At 70.5% G+C, this 13,379-nt stretch carries 7 protein-coding genes; 2 read left to right on the forward strand and 5 right to left on the reverse strand.

Annotation, left to right across the window (positions count from 1 at the left end; genetic code table 11):
• Window positions 1-106: 106 nt before the first annotated feature.
• From ACFY10_RS09195 to ACFY10_RS09215, 5 genes are all read right to left on the reverse strand, one after another.
• Window positions 107-1,648 carry a benzoate-CoA ligase family protein gene (locus tag ACFY10_RS09195; RefSeq protein WP_390664425.1) on the reverse strand — a complete coding sequence of 514 codons (1,542 nt, stop codon included), beginning with the start codon at window positions 1,646-1,648 and terminating at the stop codon, window positions 107-109.
• Window positions 1,649-1,658: 10 nt separating this feature from the next.
• Window positions 1,659-3,080, reverse strand: a complete 1,422-nt coding sequence (gene boxB / locus ACFY10_RS09200; RefSeq protein ID WP_390664426.1) for a benzoyl-CoA 2,3-epoxidase subunit BoxB — start codon at window positions 3,078-3,080, stop codon at window positions 1,659-1,661.
• Window positions 3,081-3,084: 4 nt separating this feature from the next.
• Window positions 3,085-4,713 (reverse strand): 2,3-epoxybenzoyl-CoA dihydrolase, encoded by a 1,629-nt coding sequence (boxC, locus tag ACFY10_RS09205; RefSeq protein WP_390664427.1) that lies wholly within the window; start codon window positions 4,711-4,713, stop codon window positions 3,085-3,087.
• Between the two features lie 100 nt (window positions 4,714-4,813).
• The gene (locus ACFY10_RS09210) at window positions 4,814-5,698 is read right to left on the reverse strand and encodes an SCO0930 family lipoprotein (RefSeq protein ID WP_390664428.1); all 885 of its coding nucleotides are present in this window, start codon (window positions 5,696-5,698) and stop codon (window positions 4,814-4,816) included.
• A 120-nt stretch (window positions 5,699-5,818) separates the two neighbouring features.
• Window positions 5,819-7,390 carry a hypothetical protein gene (locus ACFY10_RS09215; RefSeq protein WP_390664429.1) on the reverse strand — a complete coding sequence of 524 codons (1,572 nt, stop codon included), beginning with the start codon at window positions 7,388-7,390 and terminating at the stop codon, window positions 5,819-5,821.
• 159 nt (window positions 7,391-7,549) lie between these two features.
• Between ACFY10_RS09215 and ACFY10_RS09220 the strand changes: the two genes are divergently transcribed.
• On the forward strand, window positions 7,550-12,928 hold the full coding sequence (locus tag ACFY10_RS09220; protein WP_390664430.1) for a putative T7SS-secreted protein: 5,379 nt from the start codon (window positions 7,550-7,552) through the stop codon (window positions 12,926-12,928).
• Between the two features lie 113 nt (window positions 12,929-13,041).
• Window positions 13,042-13,338, forward strand: coding sequence for a WXG100 family type VII secretion target (locus ACFY10_RS09225; RefSeq protein WP_361260604.1), 297 nt, complete (start codon window positions 13,042-13,044; stop codon window positions 13,336-13,338).
• Window positions 13,339-13,379: the final 41 nt, after the last annotated feature.

Consider the following 13,379-nt stretch of genomic DNA (forward strand, 5'->3'; position numbering starts at 1 on the left):
GCGGCTCCACCGCGGGGTGGCGATGCGGCGCACTTCGTCTGCGGGCATCATCGTGGCTGGTCGCGCCCCGCGGCGGAGCCGCAAATCGATGCAGTCCCGCGCCCCTTCAGGGCGCCGCGGGCTGCTCGGTGCCCTCGCGCACCATGCTCCGCAGCACGTTCCGCCGGATCTTGCCGGTCGGTGTACGGGGCAGTTCGGGCAGTCCGATGACCGCGCGTGGTCGCTTGAAGGCGGCCAGTCCTTCCCGGCACCAGGCGACGAGCGCCTCCGCGTCGACCTCGCGCCCGGCCCTCGGCACCACGCATGCGACCGGCTTGTCCAGGCCGTCCGCGTCGCGCGCGCCGACCACGGCGACCTCGGCCACGTCCGGATGGGCCAGCAGCCGCTCCTCGACCTCGGCGGGCGACACCCAGATGCCGCCCGCCTTGAGCAGGTCGTTGGTGCGGCCCATGCAGGTGTAGGTGCCGTCGCTGTTGCGGACGTAGGTGTCGCCGGTGCGCACCCAGTCGCCGAGGAAGACTTGCCGGCTGACCTCGGCCCGGCACCAGTAACCGGTGGCGGCGGACGCCCCGCGCACATACAGCTCGCCGGGCGTGCCCGCGCCCTCCACGACGCGGCCGTCCACGTCCCGCAACTCCACGGCGTACCCCGGAACAGGTTCGCCGGAGGAACCGGGGTGGACCCGCCCCTGCCGGTTGGAGACGAAGATGTGCAGCAGCTCGGTCGACCCGATCCCGTCGAGGACCTCCACGCCGAACCGCTCCAGCATGTCCTCGTACATGCGCACGGGCAGCGCCTCACCGGCCGAGACACCCACGCGTACGGTCGTGAAGGCGTCGTCCGGTACGTCGGGGCTTGCGAGGAGGGCGCCGAGGAAGCCGGGCACGCCGAACAGGACGGTGGCCCGGTCGGCCGCCGCCCGTTTGGCGAACAGCGCGGGCGAGGGCCGGGCCGGCTCCAGCAGCGCCGTCGCGCCGACCGCCAGCGGGAAGAACATCGAGTTGCCGAGACCATAGGCGAAGAACAGCTTGGCGACGGACAGACATCGGTCCTCCGGGCCGATTCCCAGCACCTGCCGACCGTAGTTCTCCGCCACCAGTCCGATGTCGGCGTGCCGGTGCATCGCCGCCTTGGGCGTGCCGGTGGTGCCGGACGTGTACAGCCACAGGGCGGGGGAGTCCGGCCAGGTGGGATACGGCCCGCCGCCGTCGTCCGCGCCGGAGGTCCGCAACTCCCGCCAGGCGTCGTCCAGTACGAGCCGCTCGACCTCCGGGGCTTCCTGCACCGCCGACCGCACCACAGGGCCGAACTCCTCCGACCCCAGCACCACTCTGCTGCGGCAGTCCGCCACCAGCCGGCCCAGTTCCGCCCCGGTGAGCATGGTCGAGGCGGGCACCGCCACCGCGCCGATGCGGAAGGCGGCGAGGATGCCGGTGAACAGTTCGATGTCGTCCGCCATGCAGAACAGGACGCGTTCCTCGGGCCGTACCCCGAGGGCACGCAGCCCGGCGGCCACCCGGCGGACCTCGCCGGACAGCTCTTCGTAGGTCAGACTCCGGGTGGGGGTGACGACGGCCGTGCGGCCGCCGTTGCCGTCTCTCACATGCCGGTCGACCAGCCAGTCCGCCGCGTTGAACAGCTCGGGCATCAGGGCCGCCTCACACCAGTCGGACGTACTCGTAGTCGAACGGTTTGCCGTTGATGCCGTTCACCGGCGGCGCCACCCAGCTCGCGATCTTCCCGCGCTCGTACACCGGCTGCATCAACGACCGTACGAACGCCAGGTCTTCGGTGGTCGGCAGCCAGTGGTGGCGGCTCGCCTGCCAGGTCTCCTCGTCGATGATGGCGCCGTCGGGCGTGATGTGGTGTCCGGCGGCGAGGCCGACATGGCGGTTGAAGCCGGGGTGCGGGAGCTGCAGCCGGAAGTCGATGCCGTGCTCGTCCAGGATGCGGTTCCAGCGGTTGACGCCGGTCCGGCAGTCGGCGATGTACTCGTCGCGCAGGTCGAGGTTGAGGGCGAGCAGGGCCGGGACCTCGTCGGCCCCCCAGGTGCCGTCGTCGGCCGGCTTGTCCAGCAGGACGCCGTTCTCGGTGAGTTGGTGGTCGTCCCCGCGGCGCTCCTCCTGCCAGCGGCCCTTGAGCCCGGCGGTGTAGTAGTTCGCCGCATTGGTGGAGGTCTCGCTGCCGAACAGGTCCAGGGACACCGTGTAGTGGAAGTTGATGTACTTCTGGATGATGTCGAGCGGGATGCCGCCGCAGGCGGCGATGTCCAACGTGTCGTGCTCCCGGACGAGTTGGGCGCTGCGCGTCACCACCCGGTCGACACCCGTCGTACCGACCATCATGTGGTGCGCCTCCTCCTTCAGCATGAAGGTGCAGGTCCGCGACAGCGGATCGAAGGCGCTCTCCTTCAGCGACCCGAGCTGGTACTTGCCGTCCCGGTCGGTGAAGTACGTGAACATGTAGAAGGCGAGCCAGTCGGCGGTCTCCTCGTTGAACGCGCCGAGGATGCGCGGCGAGTCGGGGCTGCCGGAGTTGCGGTGCAGCAGCGCCTCGGCCTCCTCGCGGCCCTCCCGGCCGAAGTAGGCGTGCAGCAGGTACACCATCGCCCACAGGTGCCGCCCTTCCTCGACGTTGACCTGGAAGAGGTTGCGCAGGTCGTAGAGGCTGGGCGCGCTCAGCCCCAGCAGGCGCTGCTGCTCGACGGAGGCCGGTTCGGTGTCGCCCTGGATCACGATCAGGCGCTGCAGGTCGGCACGGTACTCGCCGGGGATCTGCTGCCAGACCGGCTCGCCCTTGTGCTCGCCGAAGGCCACGCGCCGGTCGGGGGTGGGCTCGGCGAGGAAGATGCCCCACCGGTAGTCGGGCACATTGACGTGGCCGAAGTGCGCCCAGCCGTCCCGGCCGACCGACACGGCCGTCCGCAGATAGACGCCGTGGTTCTCGAGGGCCGGGCCCATCTCGCCCCACCAGCCGAGGAACTTGGGCTGCCAGCCCTCCAGAGCGCGCTGCAGCCGGCGGTCGTCGGCGAGGCCGACATTGTTGGGGATCCTGGCGTCGTAGTCGATGTCCGTGGGCATCGGGTCACACTCGCTTCCGGTCGTAGACCGCCCGCTGCCCGGTGCCGTAGCGGCGCAACGCACCTTCCGGACCTGAGGCGTTGGGACGTATGAAGATCCAGTTCTGCCAGGCGCTGAGCCGACCGAAGATCTTGGTCTCCATGGTCTCCGGTCCGACGAACCGGTGGTTGGCCTCCATGCCGGTCAGTGCGTCCGGGCTCAGCGCGGCTCGGTTCTCCAGGACAAGGCGGACCTCGTCCTCCCAGTCGATGTCGTCGGGCGCGTCGGTGACGAGGCCGAGTTCGCGGGCCTGGGCGGCGCTCAGGGGCCGTCCGGCCTCCCGGTGCAGCCAGTCGAGGTGGTCGTCCTGCCGGAAGAAGCGGGACTGCAGACGGGAGAGGCCGTTGCCCATGGGGAAGGCGCCGAAGTTCGCCTCGGACAGGGTGAGTTGGGCGCGCTCCTCACTTTCCGGGTCCTCGATCGGCGGCCCGTCCAGCATGTACTGCAGATCGCAGGTCAGGGCCAGTTCCAGCAGCAGTCCGGCGAAGCAGCTGCCCGGTTCGACGAGCGCGACGAGGCTGCGGCTGGTGACGTCGAGGCGTTTGAGGGTGCGCTTGTAGTAGTGCAGGATCTCGTTGGTCAGCCAGTCGTCCCGCGTGCTCAACAGCTGCTGCTCATGGGCGAGTACGAGCGCCGGGTCGCCCTCGGTGCGCAGCACCCAGGTGCCGAGCTCGGGCTCGTTGGTCCTCAGCCGCAGGATCAGGTCGTCGAGTTCACGGGTGAGGGCGAGCAGCCAGCGTTCTTCGCTGTCGTCGTCGGGTCCTCGCAGGGTGATACGGACGAGCCCCGCCGGGCGGTCGAACTCGGCGCGCACATAACGGTAGAAGAGTCCCTGCTCATTGATCTCCCGTTCCAGCGGGGCGAGTCGGATGCCCTGGACGTCCGCCGGGCGGGGATTGCGGGCCGCCGCCTCCCTCGCCCGCTGCTCGACGACCGCACGGAAGTCCCGGCGCGGCACCACCTCGTCCACCAGCCGCCAGTCCACGGCCGTCTTGCCGCGTACACCGTCCGGGCGGGTGGCGAAGACGTCGGCCAGGTCCTTGCGCACCCGGCGCTTGTCCGTCAGCCGGGTCAGGCCGCCGGTCCCGGGCAACACGCCCAGCAGCGGCACCTCGGGCAGCGCGACCGACGAGGAGTTGTCGTCGATCAGCAGGATGCGGTCGCAGGCGAGGGCGAGCTCGTAGCCGCCGCCCGCGCAAGATCCGTTGACGGCCGCGATGAAAGTGAGGCCCGAGTGCTCGGAGGCGTCCTCCATGCCGTTGCGGGTCTCGTTGGTGAACTTGCAGAAGTTCACCTTCCACTCGTGCGCGGAGGCGGCGAGCATCCGGATGTTCGCCCCGGCGCAGAAGACCTTCTCCTTGGCGCTGGTCACCACCACGGCCCGCACTTCCGGGTGCTCGAAGCGCAGCCGCTGCAGGGCGTCGTACAGCTCGATGTCCACGCCCAGGTCGTAGGAGTTCAGCTTCAGCTCGTACCCCGGGACCAGTCCGCCCTGCTCGTCGACGTCCAGTTCCAGCCAGGCGACCGGGCCGTCGGTACGCAGCTTCCAGTGCCGGTACGTGTCCGGACTCCGGTCGAAGGACACCACCACCATGCCGAGCGCCTCCTCGTGCCGGTGCGAGTACCGTTACGAGAATCCTCTACAGCAGATCGTCAGAACGTCAAGGTTCTGTAGAATAAAAAGGCGCTGCGCGTCACTGGGCCAGTCCGCCACCGGCCCGTACCGCGAACCAGGTGCCGCCGACGCCCTGGCCGAGGGTGTCGCCGGGGTTCTGGTCGCCGGTGTACCAGTAGAGCGGCCAGCAGTTCAGGGAGAGCTGCTTGCTGCCGTCCGGGCGGGTGTAGGTGCTGATCAGCTTGGGCTTGATGCCCTTGAGGTTCTTCACGTCCACGGGTGCGGCGGGCTTCCAGAGCTTCAGGCAGTCGCCCTGGCAGTTGGACTTCATGGGCCAGGCGGTGTCCTTGGTGAAGCGGTAGAGGGTACGGCCCTTGCCGTCCCGGACGATCTCGCCGAGCTTGGGGTCGGCCACGGTGGAGAGCGCGGGCAGCTTCTCGGTCCGACCGGCCCGCTTTCCGTCGGGTGCGGTGGCGAACCAGGTCCCGCCGACCTTGTGGCCGTTCGCCTGGCGGGGCGCGGTGTCCCGCGTGTAGCGGTACATCGGCCGGCCGGCCACCGTGAGCTGCTTGGTGCCGTCGGGCCGGGTGACCGAGCCGAGCAGCGCGGGGTCGATGCCCTGGCCCGCCGAGGCGCCGTCCGCCGGGACCGGCGGCCAGGCGGCGGCGCAGTCGCCCGTACAGGTGGAGGCGGGAGGTGAGGCCGTGTCGTCGTCGAATCGGTAGAGGGTGAATCCGGCACCGTCGGTCACGACCGGGCCCAGCTCGGCGCTCTGCCAGACGCTGAGCCTGCCTGCCTCCGTCGGCTGGGCGCCGGCGTCCTGGACGGTGGTCGCGGCCGAGGCCGCGGGTGTCGCGACCGCGGCGTTCGCCGGAGCGGCGGGGGTCTGTGAACTCCCGCACGCGGCCGTCGACATGACCGCCGCGACCGTCAACGCGACCGGGATGCAGGTGAGTGCGCGCATGGCTGTGCCTCGTCTCTGTTCGAAGGGTGTTGGTTCGGGTGGGAGACCGCCCCGGCCGCCGGGGAGGAGGTCGACCGGCTGCCGGGGCGGAGTCAGGGGTGTTTCGGCCGTTGCGGCAGGTCAGACGCGGCCGGTGCCCGCGCCCGCGAGGGTCTGGGTGGGCACGATCACCTGCAGGCCCAGCACGCCCAGGTCGACGAGGCCGTCGGACTCGGCGTACCAGCGCCAGTGCGCCCCGGGGACGTCGCCGACCGTGAGGACGATCCAGCCGCCGCCCTCGGGTGCGGCGAGGTCCGCCAGCGCCCGCGCCTCGTCGGCGGTCGGCGGATCCAGGAGTACGACGAACCCGGTGACCTCGCCCGTCCGGGCCGCGCCGCGCACCAGTCCGACGCCCAACTCCTCGGCGGAGTTGAGGACTTCCTCGGGGGCCCGGCCCTTCACGTCGGACACGGAGCGCACCCGCACCAGGCCGTTGAGCCCGGGCAGGGCGTTCGCGGTCGGGTCGACCGAGACAACCACCGTGCGCTGCCTGGGGAGTTCGAGCAGACCCCGGACCAGCGCCGCCACCGTGTCCTGGGCGACCGTGAGGTCACCGGTGACGCTCAGCGCGCCGTTGATCTGGCCGAGGTCGACCATGACCTGCGCGTCGCGCTCGCTCACGCCGACCCGGGCCAGATGCGGCAGGGCGAGACCGAGGTCGGCCGAGGGGACGCCTTCGATGACCGAGGGAAGTCCCTTGCGTTCCCACCGAGTTGGCGCGACCGCGGTCCACGGTGCCGGGGCCTGGCTCGCACCCGAGACCGAGGCGAGCAGCTTGGTGGGCTCCGCCAGCACGCTGTAGACGCGGACCGGCCGGGTCGTCTCCGAGGCGTCCGTGTCGTGTGCGGGGACGATCTCGCGCAGCGCCTGGCGGACCACCACCGGCGTACGGGTGTCCGCCGCGAGCCGCCTGGCCAGGGCGCCCCGGCGACGGCGGCGCAGGGCCAGCGCCAGTCCGCGCGGCAGCCGGGGGCGCAGGACGCGGCCCGCCCGGGCGGCCCCGGAACCGGTGGCCCGGGCGGCCCGGCCGAGCGGGCGGCGCGCGACGATCACCACGGTCAGCGCGGTGACGCCGGCGATGCCACCGACCAGTGCGGGCAGCGGGACGCGGTCGCCGACCGCGGAGAACGGTCCGCTCGACCTGCCGGCCGTCGCAGGGGTCGTAGCGGGCGCACTGGGCGAGGCCGCGGGCGAACTCTGCCCGGAGGAAGCGGACTTGGACTGGGGGAGCACACCCACCTGGACGCCGGAACCGGAGGCGTCCTCGGGCAGGATCAGCGGGAAGCCGGGTTCGAGTTGGTCGGGGCTGACGAACACCGAACCGTCCGGCAGCACCCGGCCGCTGTTCAGCACCAGGATCTCCTCGAACCGGTTGCCGTCGCCGAGGGTGCGCTGCGCGATGTCGAAGAGTATGTCGGGCTTGCCGCCGTTGTCCTTCGGCTCCTTGACGACGTAGAACTTCGTCACGGCCTCGGCCAGCAGCACCTGCCCCGGCCGCTGCGGGACCGCCGCGTGGGCGGGCGCGGGCAGCGCCATCCACGTGACGAGCGCGAGCCCGCACACCGCCATGACCTGTGCCGTTCTGCGCTGCACATCCGTGCGCCGTACCCGGGCCGTGGTCGTCCGTGCGCCCGTCGCTGGTGCGTCTCGCATCTTTCTCGTCCTCCTCCGTCAGGGCCGTCGACGCGTCGGCTGGGAGCGCGTCGGCCGTCACACGGGCGGAGCGGGCGGGTGGTTCAAACGCTCTGAACCGTTCCGCGGCGGCACGCGTGCACAGGGCGCCCAACGAACCAGAAGCGGGGAGGCGCTGAGATGGCACGACGGCACACCACGGGCTGGGAGGTCCTGGGGTTCACGAGCGACCCCACCCCCGGCGATCCGGAGGCGATCCGGACGCTGGCGAAGACCTACCAGGAACTCGGTGACGGGGCGGGTGAAGCCGTCGACCTGCTCAGCGACGGCGGGGCGATCCGGCAGGGCCAGGGCAAGGCGATGGACGCGCTGCGGGAGCGGATCAACAAGGACCTGCCGGGGATGCTGGTGAAGACCCGGGACTCCTTCCGGGACGCCGCCGAGGCCTACACCACGTACGCCGACACCCTGACGAACGCCCAGGAGATGCTGGACCGGGCGATCGACGAGGGCCAGGAGGTTGCGGACACCGCGAAGACCGACGTTCCGGCACTGGCCGCGGACGCCACTCCGGACCAGGTCGACGCGCACAACAGCCGGCAGAACCAGGTGGATGCGGCGAAGGACCGGCTGTCGGCCGCCGAGGCGCTCGGCCGGGACGCGGAGCGGCTGCGGGAGGACGGCTCACGCCGGGCGTCGGTCATCCTCGACGACGCGGCGAAGGAGGCGATCCCGGAGCGGGGCTTCTTCAAGAAGGTCGGCGACTTCCTCGCGGACAACCCCATCATCGAGATCATCGCGGGCATCATCGTCGGCATTGTCGCGGTCTTCCTGCCGTTCGTGGGCGTGCTGCTGGGCGCCGCCCTGCTCGCCCTGTCCGTGATCCGGATGGTCTCGCAGGGCAAGATCGACGTGGGAGATCTGGTCATCGGCATCCTGACCCTGGTGCCCGGCGGTGTGCTGCTCGGCGCGCTCGGCAAGGTGGGTGCCTCGGTGGCCAAGCTGGCCAAACTCGCCCCGGCGCTGGCCAAGTTGGGCAAGGGCGCCGGGACCATCTCGGCCGCCCTGACGAAGATCGTCAAGGGCTCGACGCTGGTCCGCAAGGTCATCAACCCGCTGGGCAAGGGCCTGGTGGGGCTCAGCGCGAACCCGGGTCTCGCGCTCGCCGGCAAGGTGGCGCTGGACGTGGGCACCGAGTTCACGCTCGGCTTCGCGGCGGCCGGGATCACCGCGGCGGCCGACGGCAAGAAGTTCGACCTCGGGCCCGCCGCCATCGGCTCGCTGATCGGTGCCGCGTCGGGCGGTGTGCTCTCCGCGTTCGGCGGTACCAAGTTCGCCAACAGCATCAAGGACGCCTTCACCACCAAGGGCAAGTTCAAGAGCAACATCGACAAGGCGTTCTCCAAGGGGAGCCTCGGCATCGTCGACGGCAAGTTCAAACCGAGCGGCATCCTGCACGTGGACGGCAAGGGACAGCCGCAGAAGACGGGCTTCCACGGCATCAACGGCTCGACCAGCTCGGACCCGTCCGACGGCGTGCTCAAGACCAAGGTGACCACGCCGGACGGGACGAAGACCGAGGGGAAGATCGACCCCGGGGCGCCCAAGGCGGACCCGACCACGAACGAACTGCCCTTCGCCGGGGACGCCGACCCCGAGCCGGTGGCCAAGACCACCACGCCCGACGGCTTCACCTCGGAGACCAAGGACGGCACGAACACCATCAAGTCGCCGGACGGGGACAAGATCTCTTCGAACGGTACGACGACCAAGATCGAGACCCCGCTGACCGGCCCCGGCAAGCTCGAGAACGGCATCAACACGGTCGGCGGAGAGTTCGGTCCGGGCATCAACGAGCACTTCGGCATCGGCGCCGACAAGCCCACGATCAGTACGGAGCTGACGCCGAACGGCGGGTTCAAGACGTCCGGTTCCTTCGGCGACGTCAACCACCAGGGCGGAGTCACCACCATCAGCACGCCCGGCGTGGGGGATGCCGGTCCGACGCCGCAGTTCCAGGTGAACGGCCATGAGATCTCGACGCCGGGAGACGTCGGCGCCACCAATGGCCCGGGTTTCTCCGGGGTGCACGGCCCCGGTCTGTCCGTCGACAACCAGAACGGCACCCACTCGGTGTTCAACACCGCGCACCCCGGGGGCGGGGCGGCGCCGGTCGTCACCCACAACCCGGGCAACGGCACCATCGGCGTGGACCTGGGCAACCACACGACGATCAACGCCGACGCGGGCCACCTCGACCACGGTGTGACGCTGCCCAGCGGCACCCAGACCTCGATCGACAACGGCGGCACCATCCACGTCGACAACGGCGGCCCGGGTGGGCAGGGCGTCACGCTGCCGCCCGCGCACACCAACAACCCGGTCACCGTCACCGACGGCGGCACCACGACGACCCTTCCCGGCAACGGCGGCGCGACCATCACCACGCCGGGCGGGCACACCACCACCCTCGGCGACAACGGCTTCACCGTGAACACCGGTGGCCCGAACCCCGACACCGTGCAGTTCCACGGGAACAACGGCACGCTCGACGTGACCCCGGCCGGCGGGCACCCGCCGGTGACGGTGACCCCGAACGGCGATGTCTCCGTCGGCGGGTTCAAGACCGACCACACGGGCGGCGGTTCGGTCACGGACGGCACCCACTCGGTGGACTTCTCACCGAACGACGTCACGTTCAAGGGGCCGGACGGCAAGGGGTTCAGCGTCAATCCCAACGGCCGCTTCGACGTGGACGGCATCCACCAGTCGCCGGACGGCGTCATCACCTCGGGCTCGACCACCCTGAACAAGGACGGCTCGACGGCCATCGCGCACAACGGCCAGGAGTTCAAGGTCGACCCCGACGGCCGGATCACGGTCACCCCGGGCCCCGGCAACACCGGCGTCCAGGGCGCCCCGCAGCCCACCCCCGGCAATCCGGTCACCCTGGGCAACACCACCGTCAGCGTGGACGGCGTCGGCCACCACACCGTCACGGTCACCGGCAACAACGGCACCACGGCTTCGGTGACGAACGGCACCACGACCGTCAACCACGGCCCGTTCCAGGTCAGTCACGGCCCGAACGGCATCAACGGCACCACCACCGGCGCCAATCCGATCCAGGTCAGCCACGGCACCGACGGCATTTCCACGGTCTCGCACGGCGGCACCACGGTGAGCACCGGCGCCAACACTCCGACCACGGTGGGCAATCACGGCGCTGGCCAGCCGCCCGCGGTCACCGTCACCCCGTCGAAGGGCGGCACCCCGACCCAGGTCACCACCGACGGCAGCACCTCCACCCTGACGAACAACGGCGCCCAGACCGACGTCGGCGGCAACAACGTCGCGAACGGCACCGTCAACAACGACGGTTCCGTCTCCACGAACGCCCCGGCCGGCCCCAACACCACCGTCGACCACGGCCCGAACGGCACGGTCGCCACGGACAACGGCGGCACCTTCGCCGTCGACAACAACGGCACCGTCACCGACGGCCAGATCACCGTCCACCCGGACACCGACGGCACCACCCCCGTCGCCACCATCGCCAACGCCGGAGACGGCGGCGCCCAGGCGACGCTGGGCCCGAACGGCGTCGACAGCCAGGGCGTGTCGACCACGGTGAACGGCAACGGCGACGTCGTCTTCACCCACCAGCCGGACGGCGGCGGACTGCCCACCACCGCCACCGTGAGCCCCGACGGCAGCCTCACCGCCCAGGGACCCGACGGGTCCATCGCCAACGTTCCGGGCGGTCCGGGCGACACGACGGTCATCAACACGCACGGCAACACCATCACCTCGGACGGGCAGACCATCACCCACTCCGACGGCGGCTTCACCACCACCATCACCGACGGTCCGAACGGCCCGGTGACCGCCACCGTCCACGAGGGGTCCGGCATCGGGCACAGCGTCGACGGCAACGGCCAGGCCACCGTCCACAACTCGCCGAGCGGCGCCGACATCAGCGGCACCAACAGCCAGGTCAGCGTCACCACCCCGCAGCAGGAGGGCTGGGGCCTGTTCGGCAAGCCCGGGATGACGGGTGGTCAGAACACGCTGTCCAACGGCCCGAACGGCCCCACCATCACCACCCACGGCGCCGACCCGATCCACGAGCCCGGCAGTACGGTCACCCACAACGACAACCCGGGCCACGAGGGCGAGTTCACCACCACCTACGGACCGGCCCAGGGCACCTTCGGCCCCGGCGGCGTCCACCAGCTCGGCCCCTCCGGAACTCATGTGGACCCCAACACCGGCGCGCCCATCGACACCGCGGGCAACCCGATCGGCAACGGACCCGGGCAGACCCCGATCAGCACGATCCACGGGGACGGCGCGAGCGGCATCACCGTGACCACGCCGGGCGGCGGCCCGACCGTGCACCACGAGGGCTTCTTCGGCGGCAAGACCACCGTCGACACCGGCAACGTCACCGTCACCAAGACGCCCGGCGGCCAGGAGAACGCGGGCACCGCCGGCCAGAAGTCCGGTGTGGTCGACGGCCCGCACAACCCGCTCAACCCCCAGGACGCCCCGGGCCCCGAGACCTTCAAGGTCGGCGGCAACAACGGCGGCCCCAGCGTGGACGTCCCGGTCGGCGGCGGCAAGTCCACGGTGCACGGCGGCGGCTTCGACGTGACGTCGAAGGGGAACGGCGCCTTCGAGGTGTCCCCGCCCGGCGGCGGCAACGGCCCGGCCGACACGGTCACCATCGGCAAGGACGGCACGCTGACGGGACCCGGCGTCAACACACCGACCCTCCCCCCGGGACACCAGGGACCGGTCCAGCCCCCGCACGCCGCGCTCAGCAACGGCACGACCGTCTACGGTCCGCATGCCCCGGGCGCGGCTCCCACCGTCGTCCCGCCCGGCGGCAACGGCCCGACCAGCACCTTCAACAACGGTACGGCGACCACGACCGACCCCGGCAACGGCGTGACCATCGCCCAACACCCGGACGGCAACGCCACGTTCAACAGCAACGCAGGCGGCGAGAACACCACCCTCAACGTCAGCGGAAACGGCGTGGACGGCACCGTCACCAAGACCGACCAGGGCGGCAACCAGACCAACTTCGGCGTCGGCGTCGGCGACAGCGGCGCCGTCAAGGTCAAGGACGGCACCGGCAACACCGTCACCGACGTGGACGCGGCGGGCTCCGTCAACGAGCAGCACTCGCCGGTCCACGAGTACTACTCGCACACGAGCGGGCCCACCGCGGTGACCGACCTGCGCGAGTACGGCTACGAGGCCGTCACCAGCGTCCTCAAGGGCGTCTTCAACCAAGGCATCAGCGCCGCCTACCAGATCGGCGCCAACCACGCCGACCCGCTTACCACCCTGGAGAACGCCGGCATCAGGATCGGCAACGGCATCGGCAGCTCGCTCGGCAACAAGCAGCTGGAGAACTCCTACGTCTTCAAGACCAAGGGCCCCGAGACAGCCGTCTCCAGCCTGCCCACAAAGGTGCTCGGCGGCCTCAGCAACAACGCCGACGTCGACTTCGCGCATTCGAACGACGAAAAGCCCGTCACTCTCTGAACCACTTCCGCGCGCCCCACGTGTGTATGGCGCCGGACCAAGAAGCCCAGAGAAAAGCCACCAAAGAAGCCCGCACAGCGGCGAATTACCGATACAGAAACGGGAGAATTCCGATGGCCGACTACATCGTCAACGACGAGAAGACCTCCGCGACCGCCTCCAGCACCATGAACGAATACGACACGGCCGTGGCCCAGCTGGAGAAGATCAAGCGGGACCTGGACGCGCTCACCGAGGACGGCTACAACACCCCTGCCGCCAAGACCAAGTTCAAGCCCTTCGTCGAGGACTTCTCCAAGGGCTACCGCTCGGTCGTCGAGGGTCTGACGGGCATCTCCAAGTACGTCGACGGCGTCGGCAAGGGCTTCAACCAGCTCGACTCCGACATGGGCAACAGCCTCTCCAAGTAGGCCCGTTCACTCCTGCCGGCCGGGCCGGACCACCGCGGTCC

The organism is Streptomyces sp. NPDC001401, assembly GCF_042895385.1.
Taxonomy (GTDB): domain Bacteria; phylum Actinomycetota; class Actinomycetes; order Streptomycetales; family Streptomycetaceae; genus Streptomyces.